This window comes from Prevotella sp. kh1p2 (assembly GCF_900111525.1).
Classification (GTDB): domain Bacteria; phylum Bacteroidota; class Bacteroidia; order Bacteroidales; family Bacteroidaceae; genus Prevotella.
The window spans coordinates 116,431-142,864 of the sequence record NZ_FOHY01000009.1; the positions used below are offsets into that span (position 1 = coordinate 116,431).

Sequence of the window (26,434 nt, forward strand, 5' to 3'; positions counted from 1 at the left end):
GATATTTCATGTCAAAGATACTATCATATAACAACAAGACATCCGGCGAAGGCTGGATACCCTTGAGTAATCAGTACAGCGCCGACGAGATAAACATGATATCCGACCCCAACGGCGGTCTGTCTACCCAGCCTCGCACGGCCATACCCAGCCCCTTTGCGCAGATGGATTTGGTGAAGAATGCCTTCTCGCGCCTCTCCACGCATGCCAACCTGCAGGGAGAACAGATGGACGAGAAGCTCGTTGCCAATGCACTTGACATAGCCCAGCTGTTTTTCAACTATCCCGAACTGCGCACACAGCTGCGCATCATCGAGTGGAACAAGCCGGTGGAACTGCAACGCTTGCAGGATGACAGCCAGCACAAGCTGCTGGGCGAGACGTTGCAAATGTTTCTGGAACAGGACAAGGAAGCATTCAACTTCGACAAGATGGACCGCCTCTACTTCCTGGTCTATGGCAATCAGGTTATTGGCGGCACGTCGCCTGTCACGCTGTTCATGGCTTCGCCAAATGCAAATGCCAACATGTATGACATCCCGGTGGAGCAGAATGTCAACCTGTTCGACCTCTGGCGGCCGCTCTATATGCGCAATGAGAAATTCATCAAGTACGTGTATGCCCTCTTCACGGCCTATCCGGAACTCAAAAGAGACTGCGGCGAGGTAAACAGTTACCTGATAACGAACTTCCGCCTGCTGTCTGTCAATCTGCAGCAGACCATCCTCACCGACATCGGTAATCCCGAGGCAATGGACTTGGGAGCCATAGAGCGTGCCAAAACGTATTTGGATGTGAACTTTGCAAAGCTGGACGAAGGTGTCCAGGCACTCGGGGTGCCTTTCTATTGTGCTCGTAAGGAAGACGTGTTGCGGTCGATTGAGGAGAGTGACTTCGTGATAGTGCCTTCACGTAAGGTGGAAGGCAGACTCCCGCTGGTGCTCCAGAACCATTTGAATGCCCCCCAGACAGAGCCTTTCAGATACGTAACCAGCAACTGGGACGATGCAACAGTCATCACGCCCGATGATTATGCCATGGAACCGGAGAAGCGTGTGCTGCCTGCCACGGCCCATCAATACCCCTGGTTGACGGACGACGACTTCTTCCAGCCGGCTCTCATCAAGCTCGATTACCGTATAGACGGTGACTGCTTCTTCGACGGAAACATGTCGAAAGGCAGTCGTGAGACCGACGACTGCGACTTCGTACTGCCTCTGAAACCACTCTTCTTCAAGTATTTTGACGTGAAGGACCTGTGGGGAACGATTGGCGGTCGTCCTAAGTTTGAATTGCTGCACACTCAAACGGGACAAGTGGAGACGGTGAAAGCCATTCTCCGGATTCCCGTTAAGAAGCAGGGAAAGTACATTACCTTAGAGCGAAACTATGTGGCAGCCCACAATGTGGACCTGACTTACGACCGGAAGAACAACCGGGGCTACTTCATCACAGTGCCTTTTGCTGTGAGCGTGTTCCCGTTTGTTCATGCTCCCGGGCTCAAACAGTATAACGTGCAACTTGTAGACCGTGCGCTCGGGCTGTTGTTTAACTACCGCTTGTCGCTCGATTTCTATAAGAACGGATACCTTAATAAGGTAGGCGAGAATGATGTCATAGCCCGCGAACGCAGCCTGAAGGCCGAAAGTAGGGTTGGTTCTTGCTACTACAAACTGTCGAGCGACTTCGACTACATGAATGTAACGCTCTCTGATGAGCGGGGAAATAAGGCTGTAGAGGGTGTGGTTTGCCCGCGCTGGCCTGACTATATACCCGGCCATGACGAGTTTACATTTGCCGTAGACTTCGGTACAACGAACACGCATGTAGAGAGCATGCACGGTAAGAATGCCATGCCGGAGCCGCTGAAGATAGATTCCGTTGCCACGAACCGCCTCTTGGCCACGCTTTACAATGGCGAGGAACTCTACTATGACAATATTATCAAGCAGGAATTCCTGCCCAAGTCCATCGGAGATAGCTACGGATTCCCGCAGCGTACGGTTCTTTCAGAGTGTGAACGCATGGATGCCGACAATGTTGACAACATCGTGGCACTCGGCGATGCCAATATTCCTTTCATCTATGAGAAGGAGAGTATCGGCTTCCATAACCGCATTGTTCCTAACCTCAAGTGGTCTACGGAGATTGCAACAAGCAAGCGGGTGCGTTCTTATCTCACCGAGCTTGCCCTGCTTATGCGCACAAAAGTGTTGCTGGAGAATGGCGACATAGCCAAAACACGCCTCGTTTGGTTCTATCCTTTGAGCATGAAGGTGGGCAATGTACGCAAGATGGGGGAGACCTGGAACAAGATTTTTGAGGATGTTTTCGGTGTGAAACCCAATGAAAACAATCTTATTCAGATGCCCGAATCGGTTGCTCCATATTACTTCTATAAGCGTTCGAGCAAGTTCCGCGGCTCTGCTTCCACTGTTGCCAGCATCGATATAGGCGGCGGAACAAGTGATGTGGTGGTATTCGAGTCAAATGCACAGCAGCCGACAATGCTCACTTCATTCCGCTTTGCGGCCAATGTGCTCTTTGGTGACGGCTTTTCCGAAATTCCCCACGGCGATTCCAACCCCATGCTCGTGAAGTATGTCAGCTATTTCCGCCACCTTTTTGAGGCTGATGAGGATAAATACGGAGAGCTTCTGGGCATTCTTGACGACATTGTGAGCAAGCGCAAGAGCGAGGATATCAATGCTTTCCTCTTCTCGGTCATCAATAACAAGATTGTGAACGGCAACGACGTGTTCTCCTACAACATGCGTCTCAACGAGGACGGCTGGCGCAAAATCATCTTCATCTACTTCTACGTAACGCTTATTTACTATGTGGCAAAGATGATGAAGCACCGCAGCATGGAGAAGCCTCGCTCGGTAATGTTCAGCGGAACGGGCTCCAAGGTGCTCGACATCGTGGGCAGTCAGCGCGACCTTGACCTCATTACGCAGGCTGTCTTTGAGCGAGTTTACAATGAAAAGTATGATGCCGACGGCTTCAGCATTGTCATGGAGAAGAACGAACCTAAGCAGATTACCTGTCGCGGGGCATTGCTCCAGGTGAGCGATGTTACGGGTTGCAGCCAAGTGAACGACCTGAACAGACTGATGGACGATTTCGACAGCACGCTGAAATACAACTATTCGATGATTGACAAGGAGCATCTTGTCTACGACGATATGGACAGCGCCGCGATACGGAGCAAGATAGTAGAACAGGTCAGGGAGTTTAACGACTTCTTCTGCCAGTTCTGTGACGACATTCATGTAGTGGACCGCTTCCTGGTGGAGAATAAGGCATTGCAGCTGTTCAAGGAACTTGTGAGCAAGGACTTGGAGCACTATCTCATCAACGGATGGAACTTTGTAAACAAGAATCAGGAAGACAAGAACGGCTCCGACCAGATAGAGGACACCATGTTCTTCTATCCTGTCATCGGAAGCATCCGCGACAACCTGATTGAAAACCTGAAGGAGGACTGATGATGGGATTCTTCGGCAAGAAAGAAACTGCCCCGGAAGAGGAAATCCAACAGGGCCCGTCGGCTACAGAGCTGATAACCAAACTGGAGAAACGCGTCAAGATACTGGAACGCAGGGTGACTGCGCTGGAGGAGCAGTTGGCAAGTCAACCCGCTGCCACTGAAGAGGGAGGAACCGAAGCAGCTGCAGCAGAACAGTCGCAGCCGTCTCCCGGTATTGGTATCAATATGGATGGACTGAGCGAGGTGGCGCCCGTTGCCATCCATCCAGCCACGGCAGAGGCGCGTTATTACCTTGGTGCGCCGTCGGTCGACGGTGTCTTTGCCAACTTCTCCGTGCAGGAGCAGATAGGCAAAAGCATCTACCAGCTCACCACGCAAGATGGTGTCAACGGTACGTTTATCCTCATGGATACGGCCGATGCCATTGCTTCGGCCATGATCAGTATCAGCCAGTTCATCAAGCCCGTATGCAAGGTAAACGGCAACTCGCACACCATGCCCCACCACATCATTACCGAAGAAGAGGGCGTAGCCACCTTCGAGGCGGGCGTGTGGCGTGTAACCCGCAAGGCCGTTGTACGTTTCGAGTAGGTAGTGTGTAACGAAAAGCGATTGAAAGCGTGGAAGTAAAGTGTCCTAAATGCAGATTCAGGTACGATGTCAAGGCAGGAGCCGGCATCAAGGAGGTGGCATGCGTGTGTCCCCGATGCGGCCTGCCGTTCACCTATGCCGTACCCGATGATGCGCCAACAGATAAAGAGATTACTGCAACGGCAGCGCCCCCGCCCGTTCCCGAGCGGCCCGCAGAGCCTGTGGAGCAGCGGCAGGAGAAACCTGCAGCAGCAGAAACGGAACCCCGGCCGCAGCAAGCGCCACCCAGACAGGAACCTGCTGCAGCCCCTGTTTCCAACTGGCAACAGCCGCAACAGCAACAAATACCGTATGTACCTGATTACCATCGGCGTAACCGTGGTTGCTTCTTCAAAGGCTGCATAGGCGGATTGGTGTGCTTCGTGGTGTTCATGTTCTTCATGCTTCGCAGTTGCGACCACTCTTATCAGTCTGATGACTTGGACTCGGACACGACCGAGGTGAGCGGCGAATATGCCGTGCTCGACTTCGATTCGCTGATGGCAGGCGTCAAGCCACAGCCCGGCAGCCCTCACTGGTTGTTGGGTAACTGGACTACAGAAACCAGTTTCGGTACCATCATGCTCTCCGTCGGCCGCAAATATATTCGCGAAGCAGTGGGCGACCGTGCTGCCGAAGGCTCCTGGTTTTATGCCAGGACAGCCGGCGATGACAACGGCGCACTCTATTGCCGCTTTGCCGACGGCACCAAACAGATATACACCCTGGACGAGAAACATCAGCGTATAGACGCCGGACAGGGATTATGGATGAATAAAACAAAATGAAAATGATGAGCAAATTGAAAACTTTGATAATGGCCCTGTTGGGCTCCTGCTTCGGTGCCTGCGCCCAGCAGCCGTATTCCGACATGGATGTAACCCAGTTTGAGCAGTATTTGCAGCGTGACACAACCGTACAGCTGGTTGATGTGCGCACGCCCGAGGAGTTTGCCGAGGGCCACATCGGCGGGGCTGTGAACATGGACGTAAAGGCTGCCGACTTTTTTTCAGCAGCCTTGTCGCGGCTCGACAAGCAGCGCCCCGTTGCCGTTTACTGTCGCAGCGGACGCCGTTCGGCCCACGCAGCCGAGTTGCTTGCCAAGCAAGGATACAAGGTAACAAACCTCCGCGGCGGCATCATGGCCTGGCAGGAAGCCCGCAAGCCTGTAGAGCGGTAATTCCCTTAGGCTGACAGCCGGCATGGGTATTCACGACAGGCAGATACTTCAGCTGGCGGTACCGTCCATTGTCTCCAACGTCACGGTGCCGCTCCTGGGGCTTGTGGACCTAACGATTGTAGGCCACATGGGCAACGCCGCCTATATTGGAGCCATTGCCGTAGGCTCCATGATATTCAATGTCATTTACTGGATATTCGGCTTTCTGCGCATGGGAACAAGCGGCATGACCTCCCAGGCCTATGGCCGCGGCGACCGCGAGGAACTGCTCAATGTGCTGCTTCGCGCCCTCACGGTAGGCCTGTTGATAGCTCTCGCGTTTCTGCTTTTGCAGAAACCGCTGCGCTGGGCAGCCTTAGAATTGATGCACCCCTCGCCAGAAATCATGTCGCTGGCCTCCACCTATTTTAATATATGTATCTGGGGCGCTCCCGCCATGCTGTGCCTCTACGGTCTCACGGGGTGGTTCATCGGGCTGCAGAATACGCGCATACCCATGTTGGTGTCTGTTTTGCAGAATGTGGTAAACATTGTTGCTTCGCTGGGTTTTGTCTTCGGTCTTGGCATGAAGATAGACGGCGTAGCCGCCGGAACACTGACCGCCCAGTGGGCAGGCGTGCTGCTGGCGCTTGCGTTCTGCCGGAGAGAATGCCGCAAACAAGGTCTTGGTGCGGTGAGAAGCCGTTGGCAGGCCGTTTATGCCAAAGCCCCCATGCGGCAGTTCTTTACCGTGAACCGCGACATTTTTATCCGAACGCTTTTCTTAGTGGCCGTGAACTTGTTTTTCACCTCGGCCGGTGCCCGCCGGGGCGACCTCATCCTGTCGGTCAACACGTTGCTCATCACGCTCTTTACGCTCTTCAGCTACGTCATGGATGGCTTTGCCTTTGCCGGCGAAGCCTTAAGTGGCAGATACTTCGGAGCCAGCGACAAGCCCGCCTTTGCAGCCACCGTGCGTTGCCTCTTCAAGTGGGGAGCGTGGATGACGCTGCTCTTCACGGCCGTTTACGCGTTGGGCGGAGTGCCGTTCCTGCACCTGCTCACCAACGAGGAGCAGGTGATTACCGCCGCCCGCCCGTTTTTCTGGTGGGCCGTACTGATACCCGCGTGCGGCGTGGCCGCCTTTATCTACGACGGTATCTTTATCGGCATCACGGCCACCCGGGGCATGCTGGTTTCCAGCGCCGTGGCGGCAGCGTGCTTCTTTGGGCTTTATCTGCTCTTTGAGCCACTGTTGGGCAACCATGCCCTGTGGCTCTCGTTCCTCGTTTTCCTTGTTGTACGCGGACTGGTGCAGGCCGTTATACTGGCAAGGGCATAACCACCTTGTTGTCCTCCCACGTACCTTTCTCCTTGGCTATGCACATCTGCCGGTATTTCTCCTTGTGCAGGGCGGCACGGCGGGCAGCTTCCTGCGCCTGCGCGTTGGCCTCTGCGTCGTCTGGATTGATACGCATGGTGTGGGCGCTGTTGATAAGGTCCTTCACCACCTCACCCCCTATGATAAGCCCCGCGGCAGCAGGAACAAAGGCGTTGCTGGCCGGTATGGTGCGCCGTTGGGTGCACTTGCTTATGTCCTTGTCAGGACTGTTGCAGTCGGAGTGGCTGCAGATGCTCTCATCATCAATGGGTTTGAGCGGTTGCTCCTCGCTGTACACCACCTTCAAGTGCGGTATGTGCAGCTTGCGGAGCTTCTTTCGTATGACTTTAGCCAGCGGATCCATCTTCGTCTTGTTGATGTCGGCCACCCTGAAAGCCGTAGCGTCCAGCTTGTTGGCAGCCCCCATGCTGCTGATGATGGGGATGTGGAGCTCGTAACAGCGCCGTGCCAGCTCTATCTTGGCCGTCACGGTGTCGATGCAGTCCACCACGTAATCAAAGTGGCTGAAGTCTATCTCATCGGCATTCTGCGGCATGTAGAACATCTGGTAGCGGTGTACGATGCAGGCGGGATTGATGTCGTGCACCCTCTCTGCGGCCACATCTACCTTTGCCTTGCCCACGGTAGAGAGGAGGGCGAATATCTGCCGGTTCACATTCGTTAGGCAAACGCTGTCGTTATCGAAGAGGTCGAGCTCCCCGATGCCGCTGCGCGCCAGCACTTCTACTGCGTATCCGCCTACGCCACCCACGCCAAACACGGCCACACGCGAGCCGCTGAGCGTATCCAGAGCAGGTTTCCCGAACAGCATCTGCGTTCTTGAAAACTGATTTTGCATTGTCTTTTTACCTTTTGCAGCTTATTTCTTTTCGATGATACGGAACTGTCCGTCGCCGAAACCGGGCTGCATCACGTAGGGATAGAACTTCACGCACACCGGCTTGTCTATCTCTATGTCCTTGCCCGTGTCCTCCAGCAGGCCGTTGGAAGCATTGATGGCAAAGACTTGTATCTTGTTGGAGTCGCGGCAGGCGCAGAGCAGAAACTTGCCGTTGGGCGTGATGTTGAAGTTGCGCGGATGCACGCCCGTGAGCTGATAGCCCACCTTGGTGAGGCGTCCTGTTTGCTTGTTCACCCGGTAGATGCTGATGCCGTCGGCCTTCAGGCGGTTGCTCGTGTAGAGAAAACGGCCGTCGGGACTGAAGTGGATGTCGGCTCCGCCGTGTCCGCCTACCGAGTCGGACTTGATGACCTGTATCTTGCGCGGCTTGGCGAAGTTCCAGATGTAGGCCGTCACGTCGCCCGAGAGTTCGCTCATTACGTAGAAGTAACGGCTCTCGGGACTGAAGACGATGTGCCTCGGGCCCGACCCTTTGGCCAGCGTACCGGCCACTCCTGCCTCCTTGATTTGCTCCGTGCCGGTTATCTCGTACATCAGGATGCGGTCGTTACTGAAGTCGGAAGCCAGCACGTAGCTGCCGTCGGGCGTAAAGGTGGCACAGTGTACGTGGGGCGCATCTTGGTTGGGAGCGAACGTTCCGCCCTTGCTGCCCTTGAACTGTGCCGTCATCTCGCCCAGCGAACCGTCCAGGTTAACGGGGAAGAGGCTCATGGAGCCGCCCGAATAGTTGGCCGTTAGCAGCATGTTGCCGTTGGTTTCGACGTAGCAGGGGTCGGCTCCGTGGGTGAGCACGGAGTTCTGCAGCTTCATGCGGCCCGTCTGGCTGTCGAAGCTGATGGCGTTTACGGCTGCCTTGTCGTCGTTGGTTTCGCTCACGGCATAAATGGTTTTGCCGTCGCTGCTCACGTTGAGGTACGAGGGGTTCGTAACTTCCAGCGTGTCCAGCGGCGAGCTTTCGCCCGTGGCCTGGTTAAAGTTGAGCGTATAGATGCCCTTGCTGGTGCCGTTGGTGTACGTGCCCACAATGAGCTTGAGGTCGTCTTGGGCTGCCGTGGTGGCAAGTCCTGCCAGCATCATGGCTGCCGTTAATGTTACCTTTTTCATGTCTGTTGCCTTTAAGTTTGTATGGCGAGGTGCATGAAAGCATGCACCCCGCCGAGTGCAAAGATACGCTTTTTAGCCGATATTCACAACACCAAGGGCAACCGATAACTAAAAAATGGAAGTGCCGGATGGGCAAAGTTGCGCGCAGGTTTGCCCGTTTACGGTCCCTGGTGCCATGCCGTTAGCCGGCCCCAGGGTACCGGCAGCGTTACTTCATCCGCTCTACCAGGGCCTGGGCCTCGCTGAGCGAGCGGTCGTTGAGCAGCCCTCCTTCTTTCCAAGTTAGGTTGGGATAGGCCGACTTGAGGTCGCGCGTGGCCTTGCTTACGGTGCTTCCGCCCGATGTGGCAAAGGTAATGATGGTCTTGCCCGCAAGGTCGGTCTGCTCGATGAAGGCGTTGATGATGGTAGGTGCGGTGTACCACCAGATGGGGAAACCGATATAGACCGTGTCATACTGCGCTGCGTTCTCCAGCCGTCCTTTGATGGCAGGGCGCGATTTGCGGTCTTTCATCTCCACGGACGAGCGGCTCTGCTTGTCGTTCCAGTTGAGGTCGGCATCGGTGTAAGGCTGTTCGGGCCGTATCTCGTAAAGGTCGGCATCGGCGGCTTTGGCAAGTTGCCGTGCTGCTTCGGCCGTAGTGCCGGTTGCAGAGAAATAAGCTACCAGCGTTTTCTTTGCAGCAGGGTCGTTCATTTTGGGCTCCTCCTTGGTTTTGCTTTGTGAACAGGCGGCAAGGCTGAAAGCCATGACAGCCGCGATGACTAAAATAATCTTCTTCATTTTACTTGTTCGTTGGGCCGGAGTGAATGTCCGGCGGTTATGGTTCAGCCTTTCCCAATTCACCGTTGATTCTCTTGCGTACAACCGAAAAGGCATGTTGAAACAGGGATGAGTCCCTGATGGTTCCGAGCATTTCCACAAACCGACCCTTTGGTATGCTGAAGGTAAGCTCGTCCTTGGGCACAAGAGGGCGTGCCGATGGGTCGAGCATTCCCAGGAAGCAGCGCCGGCCGCCCTCCCGGTTCTCCTTTACCGTAAAGCTCACGATGGCCGCGCAGCCGGAAGCAAAGGGAGTGCAGACGGCGTCGGGGCTGTTGTTGTCGAAGAAAGCCCATGAGGCCAGGCCCGAGAGAATGTCGGGAGTAGCCCAGAAAAGTATTCCCTCAACCTCGTCCAGCGTTTGTATGGTGTCCATACGCCGGAAGTTCAGATAAGGCTTCTCCGCCGGTCTGATGTCCATGCCGGCAATGTATTGGCACACCATGTCGGGGCTCTGCTTGTATCGCTCGTCAAGCGAGACATAGGCAGGAACCCGCTCGGGCATTTCATGAAATCCCGTGTACAGGCCTCCGCCTCCGCACTTTACGTTGCCGGCCGTCAGGGTCAGCGGCTGCCCATTGCGCACTTTGCTGATTGCACCGATAATGCAGCGCGGCACATTGCGCACTTCTTCGGCCGACACGTTGCTGTAACCAAACGCAACGGGCAGCGGAGCAGCCTCTCCGAAAGCCTCTCTGTAAGTCTGTAAAAACTCTCTGATGTCCATTGTATCCGTTCTTTTCGTAAGCCTTTTCTTTCTGTTCAGGGTAGCCGGTTTACTTCTTGGCTCCTGTCATCCTTGCCGTAAAGATAGTGTTTTTCTTTCCAATAACAATGCCGTTGCAGGCTTTTTTAACCAAAAAACCTGTTTCTTCGTCTCCGTGCATGATTATTACAAGGTAGTGCCGCCATGCCCTGCGTGCTGCAGGACGCCGCCGATGGCCATTGCGCTTTAGTTCATCAGTTTCTTTGACAACCTACATGCTGTTTGCCGAAGCTGTCCTTCAAGCGCCTTGAAAGGTAGCTTCAAGAGGCTTGAAGGATAGCTCCGGGCGCCTTGAAGGGCACCTCCGGCAAAGGGGGAGCATAAATACGGGCTCCGAAGAACTGGCGGGAGCGCGTAAAAGAGCTGGTAACCAATGGGTTGCGGATTATCTTTCGCAGCCCCTCGTGGGTAGAAGGAAAAAAGCGGACAAGGCGCACTTGTCCTCAAAGGCGGCCTGCGCAGATGCGGACTTTGGGCACTGCGCCGGGCCTGGGCTTAGCGAGCCGGGCGCACCTTGTCGTCTTCAACGACAATGAGGCCGTGCTCCCGCGCCTGCCCCATGAGGTAGAGGGCGTCTTTCTGCGAGCAACTGTACTTGTTCTTCAGCCCCATCAGGAACTTGCTGCGGGGCAGGGAGTCGTCGCTCCCGAAGAGGGTGGCGATGCTCTTCTGCAAATCTTCGAGGTTGTAGCTGATGTGTTTGCGGTGCAGATAGGCAAAAATGGCGACCGCGAAGCAAGCCAAAACAATGACGATGGCAATGATAGTAGGTTGCGACATAGCTGTAGTGTTTGGTTTTTATGATATTTGTTGACTTACGGCCACAAATATACAATATTTTTGGATAGCTTGTTAGCTTTCGCCGCTTTTTTTGTTCACGGGCGCCGGCAAATGCCAAATAGGTTTGTTTTAACAAAACTTTTTCCGATATTTTGATACCGGCAATGGATTAATTGCTTATATTTGCGGAATTAAGTACTACGGATACCATGTTTTAAACTTATTCTTATGGACGACACATCAAAAGAAAAAACTCCCACAGTTGAGGAGGAAAAGACGCCTCAGGATTCGTCTTTTGACCGCAAACGCAGAATTATAGGTGCCATCTTCGGGCCCATTTGCGCCTTGCTGGTATGGTTTACGCCCATCAGCGGACTGACACCGGAGGCTCACAAGCTGCTGGCCATCATGACCCTGGTGGCCATGTGGTGGATAACCGAGCCCATCCCCATTCCTGTTACCTCGTTGCTGGGACCGACGCTGTGCGTGGTTCTGGACGTGGTGAAGATGAAGGAGGCCTTTGCAGCCTTTGCCAATCCAATGATATTCCTGTTCATGGGCGGCTTCATCATAGCCAAGGCCATGATGGTTAACGGTGTTGACAAACGCATAGCCTACGGCATCATGTCGATGAAGTGGGTGGGCGACAATCCCAAGCGCATCTTTCTGGCCATCGGACTGGCCTGTGCACTCTGCTCGGGCTGGATAAGCAACACGGCCACGGCGGCCATGATGTTCCCCATAGCACTGGGTCTGCTGGAGGCAATACGCGAGATGATGGCCGCAAACGGTAAAACCGTCAACCTTTCTTCGTACAAATATGCCACCGGCCTGATGCTGATGACGGCCTACGCGTGCTCCATCGGCGGCGTGCTTACACCCATCGGGACGCCTCCCAACATCATCATGCTGGGCTTCCTGAGCGAGATGAGCAACATCCACGTGAGCTTCTTCCAGTGGATGGTGTGGGGTTTTGTGGCCATGGTGTTCTATTTCATCATTGCCTACGTGGTGCTTTCGCGCATGTTCCCGGCCGATGTAAAGCACATAGAGGGTGCGCGGCAATTCATTGAAACCAAGGTAATGGAACTCGGCACGTGGACTCGTGCACAGAAAAATACGATGATAGCCTTTGGCACAGCCGTGGTGTTGTGGGTTGCGCCGGGTGTGATGAGCATCACGCTGGGCACGGAGAGCGAGGCGCTGAATACCTACAACCGCCTCTTCCCCGAGGCCATTGCGGCCATGGTGGGCGCTTTGCTGCTCTTCTTCCTGCCCGTTGATCTGAAGCATCACAAGATGACACTCGACTGGAAGGACGCCGTTGCCGGCGTGGAGTGGGGCACGCTGCTGCTCTTTGGCGGTGGTTTGGCCATGGGCGGAATGATGTACACCACCGGTTTATCGGAGTGGATAGGCAACCAGATTATAGCTTTGATGGGCGGAGAGCCGTCGGAACTGATGCTGGTGGCCGTGTTCTGCGTCATGGCTCTGCTGCTCTCAGAGCTCACTTCGCATACGGCAGCTACCAACATGATAGGCCCGCTTGCCATCGGTGCTGCCGTTTCGGCCGGCTTCAGCCCTGTTCCGGTAGCGGTGGGCGTGGCTCTTTCGGCCTCTCTGGGCTTCATGCTGCCTGTCTCTACACCGCCTAACGCCATCGTGTATGCCAGCGGCTACATTCCCATTACCAAGATGATAAAGACCGGAGTGTACATCGACTTCATCGGTATAGCCATCGTCACCATTCCCGTGGCGCTCTATCTGGTCAAACTCATTGTATAGGCCGTGCGGCCGAAGACAAAAAGAGAGCGGATTTCCGAAGTGGAAATCCGCTCTTTCTTTTTTCAGGCGCCGAGGAAAACCATCAGTCCGCCGATGGCAATATAGAGCAAGGCGTAAGGAATGGCGGACAGCATGATGTCGCCGTCCTTGCCCTGCATGTTGCACGAAGCCGTGGCTATGGCTATGCTCTGCGGGCTTATCATCTTGCCGCCGGTGGCTCCCGTGGTGTTGGCGGCAATGAGCCAGTTCTGCTCGGAGCCGCTCACGCCGAAGAAGGAACCCTGCCCCGTCATGCCGAGTTGGCCGGCCACGTTGGCCTGCAGCTTGGCAAAGAGAATATTGGAGGAGGTGTCGGAGCCGGTTACAAAGGTGCCGATGGCGCCGATGAGGGGGGCAAACAGCGGGTACAGACTGCCCGTAATGGCAACCAGCCCGGATGCAATGGCGGCTATCATGCCGCTGTAGTTCATCACCGAAGCCAGCGAAATGAGGCAGACAATGGTGATGATGGTGTTCTTGAGATTGACCAGCGTGCGCAGCAGAATGAGCATTAGGCGCTTCAGGCTCAGCCCCTGTATAAGTCCGCCTGTCGTTGCACCGAGGAACAACATGAGCCCCGCATTGCTTATCCAGCCAAACTTAAAGGTGGAACCGATGACGGGCAGCGGAACCGTAGATACGAGGTGGCTCTTCAGAAAGTTGTTGACAGGCGGACAGAGTGCCCCGGAAACCAGGATGAAAACGAGTATAAACAGGTACACACTCCACGCTTTGAAGGTTTCGCCCATGGTGTAGGAGGGCTTGTCTGCTGTCAAGTCAACGGTAGCAGTGGTGCCGTCGGCAGCGGTCAACTGGGCCTTCTTGCCCGGTGCAAATACCTTGGCGTAGAGAATGATGGCCACGATGGCGGCGATGGAGCCGATAATGGCGGGCGTCTCGGCCCCTAAGTAGCGGGCGCAGAGATACTGAACGGCAACCGAAACGGCACCTACCCAGAGGGCCAGAACGATGTTTTTGAGGACAGCCTTGCCGCTGTGGTCGGTCAGCATGAGAATGATGAACGGCAACAGAAAGAAGAGGGGAGAGAGCTGGATGACGGCAAAGGCCGACGTCTCACAGATGGCCTCGGCGGTCGCTGCACCGCCCGGAGCCACTTCGTTGCAAAGAGTTGTAACCGGAACGCCCACGGCTCCGAAGCCTGTTGCCACGGTGTTGCCAAGCAGGGCCACAAGAGCCGAGAACATGGGCTTAAACCCCAGGCCGATGAGAATGGCCGCCGGAATGGCCACGGCAGTACCGAAACCGGCCATGCCTTCGAGCAATCCGCCGAATCCCCATACCAACATGAGCACCAGAATACCCTTGTCGTCGCTGATGGAGGTAAACTGGTTCTTGATGACTTCTATCTGCCGGCTCTCAACTAATATGTTGTAGCTGTAGATAGCCATTAATATAATAAGGAGAATAGGGAACACCGCCTTGAGCACTCCTTCGATGACACTCCACCAAACCACACCGAAGACGGACGCCCCCTGCAGCTTCTGGGGGAGCATACCGAGCGCAGGTGCTGCGAACAAAGCCAGCAGTACCGTTACTGCAAAGGTGATGAATGCACTCTTGTGGCCTGCCATCTTGAAGCCCAACATGAGGACAAACAAGAGGAGAATAGGAATAATGGATACCAATGAGGTCATGTTGTTTTAGGTTTATGGTTAGAACTTCATTGGCAAAAATAACAAATAGTTTTGAAAGTAGTTGCCTAAAGGCTCCTTTTTCTTCACAATTAGTTGGACTTTAAGCAGAAAAACCCTATCTTTGCAGGGACTATGAACGAAATCAGACTTACTCCGATGCGGAAAGGAATTGTGGGAGTGCAGTTTCTCTTCGTGGCTTTCGGCGCAACGGTTCTCGTCCCCCTGTTGGTTGGACTCGACCCCGCGACGGCTTTGTTTACTGCTGGCATAGGTACTTTCATCTTTCATCTGGTAACGAAAGGGAAAGTACCTATTTTCTTAGGTTCCAGCTTCGCGTTTATTGCTCCCATCATTGCGGCCAGCAAACAGTGGGGAATGCCGGGCACACTGGCAGGCATAACAGGAGTTGCGTTGGTGTATTTTATCATGAGCGGGCTCATAAAATGGCAGGGTCGAAGGGTGCTCGACCGGCTCTTCCCACCGATAGTCATCGGGCCAGTCATCATCCTGATTGGGCTTACCCTTTCGGGTTCGGCCGTCAACATGGCCAAAGAGAACTGGCTGCTGGCCATGATTTCGCTCCTTACGGCCATCCTCGTGCTTACTTTAGGCAAAGGCCTCATCAAGCTGGTGCCGGTAGTTTGCGGCATCATTGTTGGCTACATCGTGGCGCTTTGCATGGGGCTGGTGGATGTCTCGGGTGTGGCAGCGGCGCCGTGGTTCGCCCTTCCGCCTTCGATAGCACACTTCCAACTGCCTCAGTTTGCGTGGGAACCGCTCGTGTATATGATTCCCGTGGCCATTGCTCCAGTGATAGAACACATCGGCGACGTGTATGTGGTGAGCGCGGTGGCAAGGAAGGACTTTGTGAAAGACCCCGGATTGCACCGTACGATGTTAGGTGACGGATTGGCATGTCTGGCTGCCGCCTTCTTCGGAGGTCCTCCCGTAACCACCTACAGCGAGGTTACGGGCGCCATGTCGATAACCAAGATAACCCATCCGCAGGTCATCCGCATAGCTGCCTTGACGGCAATCGTGTTCTCTGTCATCGGCAAACTGTCGGCTCTTCTGCAGAGTATTCCCCAAGCGGTGTTAGGAGGCATCATGCTGATGCTCTTCGGTACCATTGCGAGTGTGGGCATACAGAACCTGGTGCAGCACCGGGTAGACCTGAACGTGACGCGCAACATCATCATCATTTCCGTTACTCTGACGCTCGGTATCGGCGGAGCCGTATGGTCGTATGGTGACTTCACGCTCAGCGGTATCGGTCTGAGTGCCGTTGTGGGCGTTGTGCTCAACCTGATACTGCCGCACAACAAGGAGGAAGAATTAGAGAGTTTCAAGCGTAACAACAACTAACTGCCACGCGAAATGGAAACGAAGAAGGACTTTGAAACTTACTGGCTGGAGAACCGGAAGCAGATTCTGGAGAACAATCCGGAGTACAAACGCATCATCGACAGCTACAAGATGAGCTCCGGAGCCGACTGGTTGCTCTTTGCCATCCCTGTTGTTGGCGCCATCATGGTGATAAACTACCGTCCGTTCGGTCGTGAGTTGCTCAACTATCTCTTGAGTGCGGCAGTGGCAATCGTGCTCTTCGGGCTGAGCGTATGGGTGAAGAGTCTCATCACCAACAACCGTCCGCTCTCGGAGGTGGAGGCCGAAATCAAGGAGAAATGCCGCAGGCAGTATGAGCAGGGCTGATGGTCAGGCCTCCATCAGGTCGCTCATAATCATGTCGCTCACGTAGAGCCCTTGCCTCGTAAGATGCAGGCGGCTGCCTTCCAAGGCCAGTTTGCCGTTGTCGAGGTAGGGTTGCGCGTTGGCGAGCAGATAGTCTCTGTATTTGGTTTCCAGCTTGTTGATGTCGATACCTTCGCGGGTTCGCAAGGCTGTTGTTACCAGGTCGTCGTACCGGGTGTCGGCATCCAGCTTCTCGCTTTCTGCCGGAACCTCGCCTTTTTCTATGGCCTGGATATATTGCCTGATGTCGGCCACGTTCCATTGTCGCGACTCTATGTTGAAAGAATGAGCCGCGGCGCCTATTCCCAGATAAGGTATCTGCTGCCAGTATGAGCTGTTGTGGCGGGAGCGGAAGCCTTTACGGGCGAAGTTACTGATTTCGTAATGCTCGTAGCCCGCGGCAGTCAGGCTGTCGATAAGCAGTTCGTACATCTGCAGCGAGAGTTCTTCATCAATCTCCTTGACGGTTCCTTGTTCCAGCATACGGTAGAGGGGAGTGCCTTCCTCGAACATAAGCGAGTAGGCAGAAATATGTTCCACCTCCAATGCCAGTGCCTGTTGGATGTCTGCTTGCCAGTCTTTTAAGGTTTCGCCGGGGAAACCGAACATCAGGTCTACGCTGATGTTGTTTATTCCAACACCCCTTAATTTCTCCACGGCCTCACCCACCTGCCGGGCCGAATGGCGCCGGTGCAGGAACTGCAGCCGCTCATCGGCAAAGGTCTGTGCACCCATGCTCACGCGTGTAAGCCCCTGGGTGTAGGCTTGCAGGTTGGCCAGAGCCGTCACGTCGTCGGGGTTCATCTCCATCGTAACTTCCGCATCGGCCGCTACATCGAACACCTTATTAATATAATAGAACAGTTTTTCCACCTCCTCTTGCGAGAGTTGCGACGGCGTTCCGCCGCCAAGATAGATGGTGCCGATGGGCTCGCTGCAGTAGTTACGCCGCATTTCCATCTCCCGGCACAGTGCGTCGACATATCTGCCACGCAGTTCGGAGAGCGTAGAAGAATAGAATCCGCAATAGATGCAGCGTGAAGCACAGAAGGGAATATGGATGTACAGGCCGGCCATAGTGTAGATACGAATTTGCAATGAGACGCGCAAAATTACTAATAAGTTTTAAAGAAAGCGAGATTTTACATTGAAAGTTTTGGCTCTTTCTTTAAAAATACCTATCTTAGGCGGCGATAAACCAAGAGGCAGAAGCTGTTGGCACCGCCCGCAGTGCTGAAGAGCCGCAAGGCGAAAACTTTCCATCGCGCATGCAGGTTGCACGCAGCGCCGCCTCGTCCATGAAGCAAGAACAACATTACTAACACTTTAAATCTTTTGATATGAGAGTTTATCAGACTAACGAAATTAAGAACATAGCCCTGCTTGGCAGTGCGGGTTCCGGCAAGACCACTCTTGCCGAGAGTATGCTTTTTGGTAGTGGTATAATCAAACGCCGTGGTTCCGTAGAGGCACATAACACGGTGAGCGATTATTTCCCCGTTGAGCAGGAGTACGGCTACTCTGTTTTTCCAACCGTATTCCATGTAGAGTGGAACAACAAAAAGCTGAACATCATCGACTGCCCGGGCTCCGACGACTTCGTGGGAGGCGCTATTACGGCCCTGAACGTAACCGACCAGGCTGTAATCCTCATCAACGGGCAGTATGGTCCAGAGGTTGGAACCCAAAACAACTTCCGATATACAGAGAAACTCGGCAAGCCCACGATATTCCTCATAAACCAGCTGGACTCCGACAAGTGCGACTTTGACAACATCGTCAACACGATGAAGGACATCTATGGCCAGAAGTGCGTCCTCGTACAATATCCTGTGACCACCGGCCCCGGCTTCAACGAAATCATCGACGTGCTGCTGATGAAGAAGTACAGCTGGAAACCAGAGGGTGGCATGCCCGTTATCGAGGACATTCCGGCCGACCAGATGGACAAGGCCTTGGAGCTGCACAAAGCACTCGTTGAGGCTGCCGCCGAGAACGACGACACGCTGATGGAGAAGTTCTTTGAAGAGGAAACACTCTCGGAGGACGAAATGCGCGAAGGCATCCGCAAGGGCCTGGTAACCCGTTCCATCTTCCCCGTGTTCTGCGTTTGCGCCGGCGAGGACAAAGGAGTGCGCCGATTGATGGAATTCCTGGGCAATGTGGTGCCCTTCGTGAGCGAAATGCCCAAGCTGCACAACACCCGCGGAGAGGAAGTAACACCCGACAGTAACGGCCCGGAGAGCCTCTACTTCTTCAAGACCGGCATGGAGCCGCACATCGGCGAGGTGTCTTACTTCAAGGTGATGAGCGGCAGCGTGAAGGCCGGAGACGACCTGGTGAATGCCGACCGCGGCTCGCGCGAGCGCTTGGGGCAGATTTATGCCTGCGCCGGTGCCAACCGTATTCCCGTCGACCAGCTCAATGCCGGCGACATAGGCTGCACGGTCAAGCTCAAGGATGTAAAGACCGGCAACACCCTCAACGGCAAAGACTGCGAGTGGCGGTTCGACTTCATCAAGTATCCCAACTCCAAATACTCCCGTGCCGTTAAGGCCGTGAACGCTGCGGACACTGAGAAAGTGATGGCCGCACTGCTCAAGATGCGCCAGGAAGACCCCACATGGGTGGTTGAACAGAGCAAAGAACTGCGCCAGACCATCGTCCACGGGCAGGGCGAATTCCACCTGCGCACGCTCAAATGGCGCATGGAGAACAACGAGAAGCTGCCCGTTAAGTTCGATGAACCCAAGATACCGTACCGCGAAACCATAACCAAGAAAGCCAAGGCCGAGTACCGTCACAAGAAGCAGAGCGGCGGAGCAGGCCAGTTCGGAGAGGTTCATCTCATCGTTGAACCATACGCCGAGGGCATGCCCGACCCCGTATCGTACAGCTTCGGCGGGCAGGAATTCAAGATGAACATCAAGTCGAAGGAAGAAATCGACTTGGCCTGGGGCGGCAAGTTGGTGTTTATCAACTCCGTAGTGGGTGGAGCTATCGACCTGCGCTTCATGCCCGCCATCCTCAAAGGCGTCATGGACTGCATGGAACACGGCCCACTCACGGGCAGCTATGCCCGCGACGTGCGCGTAATTGTGTTCGACGGCAAGATGCACCCCGTCGATTCAAACGAACTCTCCTTCACCCTCGCTGCCCGCCATGCTTTCTCCGATGCGTTCAAGAACGCCGGACCTAAGATACTGGAGCCTATCTACGACCTGGAAGTCTACGTTCCCGGCGATTACATGGGCGATGTGATGAGCGATTTGCAGGGCCGCCGCGCGCTCATCATGGGTATGGATTCCGAGGCTGGCTACCAGAAGTTGCAGGCCAAGATACCACTCAAGGAGCTGGCCAACTACAGCATCAGCCTGAGCAGCCTCACCGGTGGGCGCGCCAGCTTTACGACCAAGTTCGCCAGCTACGAGCTCGTTCCTAACGACATCCAGTCCAAACTCATAGCCGAGCACGAGGCCGAGCAGGCAGCCGAAGACGAATAATTTATTTTCAAAATAACTTTAGAGCAAACTTTTCAGTCCCTGTGGGCAGTGATGTCCGCAGGGATTTTTGTTTCCTTTCGCGCCTCACTTTCCGCCTCTCCGCCCTCCACATTCCTCCCCGAAGCTATGCTTCGCGAACTTTCGACACTTGTCGCACGATTGTGCGACAAGTGTCACATCATCGTGCGACACCTGTCAAAAGTTCCTGCCCGCATGCTTCGGCACCGCGAAATCATCCGTCCGCTTACCCTTTTGCAGGCGTTTTACAGGGCCGGTAACTCCGGGTTGAAGTGCGGTTGCCGCGTCTTTTTCTCAGTCCGGGCATGGGATAAATTAACATTTTATACGTATCTTTGCATCAACAATTTACAAACCTGATATGAAAAGACAAATTTACACCTTCCTCCTGGCTGTTGTTGGCTTGTGTCCGTGCGTGCAGGCGCAGGCCCAGAAGCAAGTTCTCTTTGCCACGCACGAGCACGACACCATTCCTTACCGCATTCCGGCCATTGCGCAAACGCATAATGGCAACTTGCTGTTCATGACCGATTGGCGGCCGTGCGGCAGCGATATCGGCTATGGGAGGGTAGACCAGCGTTACCGTGTTTCGGCCGACGGCGGCCGTACATGGGGCAGGGAACTGACCTTGGTGGAAGGCAGCGGACGGATGGGAGCCGCAGACTGCGGCTTCGGAGACCCGGCACTGGTGGCCGACAGGAAGAGTGGGGAGGTGCTGCTGCTCACCGTTTGCGGCAGCACTGTATATGGTCACAAGACCACTACACGGCAGAACCCCAACCGCATAGCCCTCTTCCGCAGTCTCAACAACGGCCTTACATGGCAGCCGTGGCAAGAGGTAACGGAGCAGATTTACAGCCTCTTCGATGCGTCGGCACACGGTCCGGTGCAGAGCATGTTCATTGGCTCGGGCAAGATAGCCCAGAGCCGCAAGGTTAAGGTGGGCAAGTACTACCGCATCTACGCCGCTGCCTGCGCCCGGCCCAATGGCAACCGCGTGATTTACTCTGACGACTTTGGCCGCAGCTGGCATGCACTGGGGGGTAAGGATGCGCTGCCCTGCAAGGAGGGCGACGAGCCCAAATGCGAGGAACTGCCCGATGGCAGCGTGGTGTTGAGCAGCCGTGCCATGGGCGGACGCTACTTCAACATCTACCGTTACACCAATGTACGCTCGGGCGAGGGCAGCTGGCAGGAGGCTGCTTTTTCGGGTAAGGAGGTTGACGGGGTAACGGCCGTGGAGAATTCCTGCAACGGCGAGCTGCTGATAGTGAAGGCTCGGGAGGCCCACACCGGCCGTAAGGTAAACCTGGCGCTGCAGTCGGTGCCCCTTGGTCCGCGTCGTTCGAACGTGGGCATATATTATAAGGTGTTGCGAGAGGAGGACTGTACCTCGCCTGCAAGCCTCGCCTCTCACTGGGAGAAACCCTTCTTGGTGAGCCCGCTCGGGTCGGCTTATTCCACGATGGTGCAGCTCAAGGACGGCAGCATCGCCTTTGCTTACGAGGAAGACACGTACAATGCTGCTTATTCTGAAGTGTTCCGGCGCCTTACCATTGCACAGATAACAAACGGAAAGTATAATAGCAAATAAGTAATTAATATAATCTATTTCTGTTAAAACAATTAAAATACGCGCATTGTATTAACATTCTATTGTTAACAAGTTAAGGTTTTACTTATCTTTGTGGCATCGTTTTTCCGCCCGCCTGCATGGTGGCAAGTCGCTGCAGGCGAGAGACGGAGCCACAACGGAGAGAGAATATGAAGAAAAAAGCGATTTGGACAATAGCAATCATCATGGGATTTTCGTTCCTGGCATTGCTTTATCTCCAGATAAAATATATCCAGGAAATGGCTGATATGAAGAAAGAGCAGTTCGACGAGAGTGTGAACCGCGCGCTCTATCAGGCATCTCGCAACCTGGAACTCAACGAGACGCTGCGCTACCTGGAGAAAGACGTCAACGCTGCAGAGCGCAGGGCCTACTCCAAGGACTCTGTCGGAACGCGCGGAGGACGCAAGGACGGGCCGGTGCAACACTCGCACCAGTACTCCGTTGTGGGCAAGGACGGCACGGTGTACAGCACGTTCGAGCTGAAAACCATCACCATGAAACCCTCGCAGAAGCCCAAGGCAATGATTCTGAAGAATGACAAGAACTCGACGCTGGCGGCCAACAAGTCGATGGAAGAGATTGTGAAGAACCGCTATGTGTACCAGAAAGCCCTGCTCGACGAGGTGGTTTACTCCATTCTTTATTCCGCTTCGGACAAGCCCCTGAAAGAACGCATCAACTTCAAGCTGCTGGATCAGGACCTCAAGGCAGAGCTGATGAACCACGGGGTGAACATACCATACCACTTCACCGTGTCTACACAGGACGGTCGCGAGGTGTACCGTTGCCCCGACTACACCGAAGAGGGCGAGGAATACACCTACTCGCAAGTGCTTTTCCGCAACGACCCGGCCTCGAAAATGGGCGTAGTGAAAGTCCACTTCCCAGATGTAAACAGCTATGTGTACTCGAGCGTGCGATTCATGATTCCCTCGGTGGTATTCACCTTGGTGCTGCTTATCACGTTCGTGTTTACCATCGTGACCATCTTCCGCCAGAAACGGTACTCTGAAATCAAGAATGACTTCATCAATAACATGACCCACGAGCTCAAAACTCCTATCGCCAGCATCTCGCTGGCAGCCCAGATGCTCAACGACCCGAGCGTAGGAAAGAGCGAGGTGATGATGAAACACCTGGGCGGTGTTATCGGCGACGAGACCAAACGACTGCGTTTCCTGGTGGAGAAGGTGCTGCAGATGAGTATGTTCGACCGCAAGAAGGCCGTCTTCAAGAAAAAGAAACTCGACCTGAACGAGCTGGTGGAGAACATTGCCAAGTCGTTCACGCTGCGCGTGGAGCATACAGGCGGCAAGATATACATCGACATCGAGGCCGTTGACTCAACCATCTACGTTGACGAGGTGCATTTCCAGAACGCCATCTTCAACCTGATGGACAACGCCGTGAAGTACGGCAAGCCCGATAAGCCGCTCGACATCTATCTCAAAACGTGGAATGATGCCGAGAGCCTCTACCTCTCCATCCGCGATACCGGATTGGGTATAAAGAAGGAGAACATGAAGAAAATCTTCGAGAAGTTCTACCGCGTCCACACCGGAAACGTGCATGACGTGAAAGGCTTCGGCCTTGGACTGGCCTACGTGAAGAAAATCGTGGAGCTGCACGACGGCGAGATACACGTTGACAGCGAATATGGCAGGGGAACGAAGTTCACCATCAAGCTACCCGTAATTCACGACTGACAAGCTGCCCGATTACGTTTAACGACAAAAATAATTACTAATTTAAGAACATAGAGACTATGGATGAGAAATTAAAGATTTTGCTTTGCGAGGACGATGAGAACCTCGGAATGTTGCTTCGCGAGTATTTACAGGCCAAGGGATACGTAGCCGTGCTCTGTCCCGACGGCGAAGTAGGTTACAAGGAGTTCCTGAAGAACAAGTTCGACATCTGCGTACTTGACGTGATGATGCCCAAGAAGGACGGCTTCACGTTGGCTCAGGAAATCCGGCAGGCCAATGCCGAGATGCCTATCATCTTCCTTACGGCCAAAGCCTTGAAAGATGACATCCTCGAAGGCTTCAAGATCGGTGCCGACGATTACATTACCAAGCCGTTCTCCATGGAAGAACTGGTACTGCGTATAGAGGCCATCCTGCGCCGTGTTCATGGCAAGAAGAACAAGGAATCGACGCTTTACCACATCGGCCGGTTCACCTTCGACACGCAGAAACAGCTGCTCGTCATCGGTGACAAGCAAACAAAACTCACCACGAAGGAGAACGAACTGCTGGCTCTGCTCTGCTCTCATGCCAACGAGATACTGCAGCGCGACTTCGCCCTGAAGACCATCTGGATTGATGATAACTACTTCAACGCCCGCTCCATGGATGTTTACATCACCAAACTGCGCAAGCATCTCAAGGACGACGACCAGATTGAGATTATCAACATACACGGCAAGGGCTACAAGCTCATTACCCCCGAGGAGGAATAACCCCGCCTGCAGGAACCCGTCATCGCCGCTTCGGTGCCTGACGGTGAGCCATATATAAATAGGAAATCCCAGATTTCGGCAGCCTGCTCCGCAGAGCCAGGCTACCGAAATCTGGGATTTTATGTTTCCGTGCAGAGGCTTCTATATTCCCCAAAGGGCTTCATCCGCGTGTCGGTAGGGTGGTGTAGGATGCTTGAAAGGCAGCTTCGGAAGATAATTCCTAAAATACAACTTATTGAAAATAACGGAGTTACCATGTTGGTATAACTAAACAGGTAACGATTTGGAAACGAGCGAGCTACTTGGCTTCGCTGTTTTCTGCCTAACAAAGAACGCTTGTTATTCTGTCTGCAAAGATAATACTTTGTTACCGAATAACAAGCGTTTTTAATGAGATATTCTTCTTTTTGCATTTTTTCTCAGGTGTGGATTATAATCTTCTTCCACGTCTCTTCTTCCTGTTGGCTTGGTTTCTGAGTTTACGCTGCCACGCAACTTCGGCATAGTCATCGCCCTGTGCGGTTGGTGTAATCAAATCGCCCAATCCTTCTACGACTTCATCGGCTGCGCCAACGATGGTGTCTGCCACTGCACCAATGGGATTCTGCACTTGTGAGGTGTCATTATCTCGTGAGATTGAGGAACGGCTCTTGGGTACGAGTTGATAACCTGTGTCAGATTGTTCTTTCTTTTCGGTTACCTCTTGTATTGTTTGATATGATTTATTTGATTCTTCTTTGTTGATTGGTTCAAAGTTCTTCTGCAGGGAACGATAGCCGAACTCCCTGCCGATTTCGGATGCCTTGAAGGATTGTCCTTCGTATGAGAACTTCAAGCCATAGACTTTGCCCTGCCTGTTTCTCATGCGTTCGATAGCCACACCATTCTTGTTCAACTCGTAGAGGAACATGGAATGCCCCGTGATATCTGTACCCTTGTACTTATTAAGCAGATTATAACAGATTTGTCGCATCTCTTTCTTGGTTTGCTCCCTTGTCGGGTTGGCTTTTGGCTCCTGATGCTGTTTTTTCGCCTTGACTTCCTTTGCAATGGTCATGCCATACTTACGGCTGAGTTCCTCTGCTACCCTCGCTGCCCTGTTGCTCACAAAGGTGGTATCATAGACCTCTCCATATAGGCTGATGCGGTTGGCAATGATGTGGATGTGCATATTGTCGGTATCCTTGTGCGTTACCGCCACCCACTGGTGATTTTCAAGTCCCATCTGTCTGGTAAAATTCGATGCAAGGTTGCGGACTGATTCGAGGCTCAGCCTTTTCTCGTCTGTCGGTGCAATACCGATTTCAATGCGCAGGAACTTGTTCCTGCACCTTGTGTTGTAATCGCTGACCATCTTCATTTCCCCGTAAATCTCCTTCGGTGTAGTTCCGTAGAGATGATTGGAAACAAGATGTTGTCCGAGTTTCCCTTCTCTGAATATATAGTCCAAGGCGGTGCTTCCGTGGGCTATCGCCTTACATTTTCCTATCATCTCTTGTTAGATTTAAGACCTTATATATCTCATCGTCCACGCGAAAATGTGGGTCGTAAAACCGCTTAAATGCTTCCTTTGCACATAGGGAAAGGTTCTTTGTTATGAGTACCCACCTTTCGTCCTTGACCTTGATGAGGTTGGAAATCTGTGCATAGAACTTTGCTATTTGCCCAAGAATGGCAATGGCTTCCCTCTCGTTGTCGGTCATCTTGGGGACGGCTGTTACCTCGCCGTTAAGGAGTATCTCACGGCAGTAATCAGAGAACTTCCGCCCTGCGCTTTCCGCCCTTGATTTGATACGCTGCTTTTCCTCTAAGGTGCATCTTACCTTGATGAACTCCGTCTTGTTCATCTGCTGCCCTTCCTTATCCTGTTGCTGCCATCGGGCAGATTTTCCTTTGTATCTGTTCATATAAGTTTCCTTGAAAGTTAATCATTGTAGATGATTTGTTGTTGCTTAATTCCTGAACCTTGACCGATGAGAACGGAGTGATTACGGTCTAATCTCCTCGACTGTCTGACGAGGGGAGCAAGAGCAGTTTGTGGGTACAAACTGACGTCTTGCAATGTCAGCTAACGAAACGTTTACGCACAAGGCGTTTTGCAGTCGAAAAGTGAATGCCGTGCATTCCGTGCCTGACGGCGTTCGTGGTGTTCTCATCATTCATTATGTTTGGCAAATATCTGTTGCTATGTTCTCTAAAAAAGGATTGAGGATTTTCCTGACTTCGTCATTGCGTCACCCAAAAATTCTCATCAAATAGTTTAGCAATTTTCTGATGTTGGAAAAGCCGAGCGCGTTTGACCCCCGAGGGCAAGCGACGTTGACCCTTACGGGCAAAATAAGAATGACCCTCTGCGGCAAAATAAAATTGACCCCTGAATGCGATTGCCATTCAGGGGCTTTTTTGTAGTTTTGTGTTGCCGTCCTGACTGGCGGATAAACGTTAAACTACAGAATTCAATGACAAAGTTAAGAAATTTATTGCGATGTTACGCCATTGGAATGAGTATAAAAAGCATCTCTAGTGCTTTTCATCTCTCGCG

22 protein-coding genes are annotated in these 26,434 nt (G+C 53.5%); 12 read left to right on the forward strand and 10 right to left on the reverse strand.

What is annotated here, in order from left to right:
• The first annotated feature begins 8 nt into the window (after nt 1-8).
• From BMW31_RS07010 to BMW31_RS07035, 5 genes are read left to right on the forward strand one after another with little or no spacing between them, the layout of a single operon-like run.
• On the forward strand, nt 9-3,491 hold the full coding sequence (locus BMW31_RS07010; RefSeq protein ID WP_091823160.1) for a hypothetical protein: 3,483 nt from the start codon (nt 9-11) through the stop codon (nt 3,489-3,491).
• Nucleotides 3,491-4,084, forward strand: a complete 594-nt coding sequence (locus BMW31_RS07015) for a hypothetical protein (RefSeq protein ID WP_091823164.1) — start codon at nt 3,491-3,493, stop codon at nt 4,082-4,084. The genes BMW31_RS07010 and BMW31_RS07015 overlap by 1 nt, the downstream gene beginning before the upstream one ends.
• Nucleotides 4,085-4,113: 29 nt before the next feature.
• A complete protein-coding gene (locus BMW31_RS13280; protein WP_143049169.1) occupies nt 4,114-4,911 on the forward strand; it encodes a hypothetical protein in 798 nt (265 codons plus the stop codon).
• Nucleotides 4,912-4,916: 5 nt separating this feature from the next.
• Nucleotides 4,917-5,303 carry a rhodanese-like domain-containing protein gene (locus BMW31_RS07030; RefSeq protein ID WP_091823255.1) on the forward strand — a complete coding sequence of 129 codons (387 nt, stop codon included), beginning with the start codon at nt 4,917-4,919 and terminating at the stop codon, nt 5,301-5,303.
• Between the two features lie 22 nt (nt 5,304-5,325).
• Nucleotides 5,326-6,624, forward strand: coding sequence for an MATE family efflux transporter (locus BMW31_RS07035; RefSeq protein ID WP_091823172.1), 1,299 nt, complete (start codon nt 5,326-5,328; stop codon nt 6,622-6,624).
• On the opposite strand, the gene BMW31_RS07040 is transcribed toward BMW31_RS07035, so the two are convergent.
• From BMW31_RS07040 to BMW31_RS07060, 5 genes are all read right to left on the reverse strand, one after another.
• A complete protein-coding gene (locus tag BMW31_RS07040; protein WP_091823174.1) occupies nt 6,605-7,522 on the reverse strand; it encodes a tRNA threonylcarbamoyladenosine dehydratase in 918 nt (305 codons plus the stop codon). The two genes, BMW31_RS07035 and BMW31_RS07040, sit on opposite strands and share 20 nt — an antisense overlap.
• A gap of 21 nt (nt 7,523-7,543) precedes the next feature.
• Entirely contained in the window at nt 7,544-8,689 is a 1,146-nt protein-coding gene (locus BMW31_RS07045) for a lactonase family protein (RefSeq protein WP_091823176.1), read from the reverse strand.
• A gap of 208 nt (nt 8,690-8,897) precedes the next feature.
• Nucleotides 8,898-9,473: a flavodoxin gene (locus BMW31_RS07050; protein WP_091823179.1), complete on the reverse strand. Its 576-nt coding sequence runs from the start codon at nt 9,471-9,473 to the stop codon at nt 8,898-8,900.
• Nucleotides 9,474-9,510: 37 nt separating this feature from the next.
• A complete protein-coding gene (locus tag BMW31_RS07055) occupies nt 9,511-10,239 on the reverse strand; it encodes a DUF169 domain-containing protein (RefSeq protein WP_091823181.1) in 729 nt (242 codons plus the stop codon).
• Between the two features lie 534 nt (nt 10,240-10,773).
• Complete coding sequence (locus tag BMW31_RS07060; protein ID WP_091823184.1) at nt 10,774-11,058, reverse strand: hypothetical protein; 285 nt, start codon at nt 11,056-11,058, stop codon at nt 10,774-10,776.
• Between the two features lie 228 nt (nt 11,059-11,286).
• On the opposite strand from BMW31_RS07060, the gene BMW31_RS07065 reads away from it, so the two are divergent.
• Nucleotides 11,287-12,843 carry an SLC13 family permease gene (locus BMW31_RS07065; protein ID WP_091823187.1) on the forward strand — a complete coding sequence of 519 codons (1,557 nt, stop codon included), beginning with the start codon at nt 11,287-11,289 and terminating at the stop codon, nt 12,841-12,843.
• A 62-nt stretch (nt 12,844-12,905) separates the two neighbouring features.
• Here the strand turns inward: BMW31_RS07065 and BMW31_RS07070 are convergent, their stop codons facing one another.
• Nucleotides 12,906-14,537, reverse strand: a complete 1,632-nt coding sequence (locus BMW31_RS07070; protein WP_091823189.1) for an L-lactate permease — start codon at nt 14,535-14,537, stop codon at nt 12,906-12,908.
• Between the two features lie 132 nt (nt 14,538-14,669).
• Between BMW31_RS07070 and BMW31_RS07075 the strand changes: the two genes are divergently transcribed.
• A complete protein-coding gene (locus BMW31_RS07075) occupies nt 14,670-15,902 on the forward strand; it encodes a uracil-xanthine permease family protein (protein WP_091823192.1) in 1,233 nt (410 codons plus the stop codon).
• A 12-nt stretch (nt 15,903-15,914) separates the two neighbouring features.
• Complete coding sequence (locus BMW31_RS07080; protein WP_091823195.1) at nt 15,915-16,250, forward strand: hypothetical protein; 336 nt, start codon at nt 15,915-15,917, stop codon at nt 16,248-16,250.
• 3 nt (nt 16,251-16,253) lie between these two features.
• Here BMW31_RS07080 and hemW read toward each other — a convergent pair whose 3' ends face one another.
• On the reverse strand, nt 16,254-17,366 hold the full coding sequence (gene hemW, locus BMW31_RS07085) for a radical SAM family heme chaperone HemW (RefSeq protein WP_091823198.1): 1,113 nt from the start codon (nt 17,364-17,366) through the stop codon (nt 16,254-16,256).
• A gap of 263 nt (nt 17,367-17,629) precedes the next feature.
• Here hemW and BMW31_RS07090 point away from each other — a divergent pair, with 263 nt between their 5' ends.
• From BMW31_RS07090 to BMW31_RS07105, 4 genes are all read left to right on the forward strand, one after another.
• Nucleotides 17,630-19,792 carry an elongation factor G gene (locus tag BMW31_RS07090; RefSeq protein ID WP_091823201.1) on the forward strand — a complete coding sequence of 721 codons (2,163 nt, stop codon included), beginning with the start codon at nt 17,630-17,632 and terminating at the stop codon, nt 19,790-19,792.
• Between the two features lie 379 nt (nt 19,793-20,171).
• A complete protein-coding gene (locus tag BMW31_RS07095) occupies nt 20,172-21,404 on the forward strand; it encodes a sialidase family protein (protein WP_091823204.1) in 1,233 nt (410 codons plus the stop codon).
• Between the two features lie 170 nt (nt 21,405-21,574).
• A complete protein-coding gene (locus BMW31_RS07100; RefSeq protein ID WP_091823207.1) occupies nt 21,575-23,134 on the forward strand; it encodes a sensor histidine kinase in 1,560 nt (519 codons plus the stop codon).
• Between the two features lie 59 nt (nt 23,135-23,193).
• Nucleotides 23,194-23,892 (forward strand): response regulator transcription factor RprY, encoded by a 699-nt coding sequence (locus BMW31_RS07105; protein WP_091823210.1) that lies wholly within the window; start codon nt 23,194-23,196, stop codon nt 23,890-23,892.
• 430 nt (nt 23,893-24,322) lie between these two features.
• Here the strand turns inward: BMW31_RS07105 and BMW31_RS07115 are convergent, their stop codons facing one another.
• The 3 genes from BMW31_RS07115 to BMW31_RS13435 form a co-directional block, all read right to left on the reverse strand.
• Complete coding sequence (locus tag BMW31_RS07115; RefSeq protein ID WP_091823214.1) at nt 24,323-25,384, reverse strand: relaxase/mobilization nuclease domain-containing protein; 1,062 nt, start codon at nt 25,382-25,384, stop codon at nt 24,323-24,325.
• Entirely contained in the window at nt 25,368-25,799 is a 432-nt protein-coding gene (locus tag BMW31_RS07120) for a plasmid mobilization protein (RefSeq protein ID WP_091823217.1), read from the reverse strand. The genes BMW31_RS07115 and BMW31_RS07120 overlap by 17 nt, the downstream gene beginning before the upstream one ends.
• Nucleotides 25,800-26,118: 319 nt before the next feature.
• Nucleotides 26,119-26,283 (reverse strand): hypothetical protein, encoded by a 165-nt coding sequence (locus tag BMW31_RS13435; protein ID WP_177166289.1) that lies wholly within the window; start codon nt 26,281-26,283, stop codon nt 26,119-26,121.
• Between the last annotated feature and the right edge of the window lie 151 nt (nt 26,284-26,434).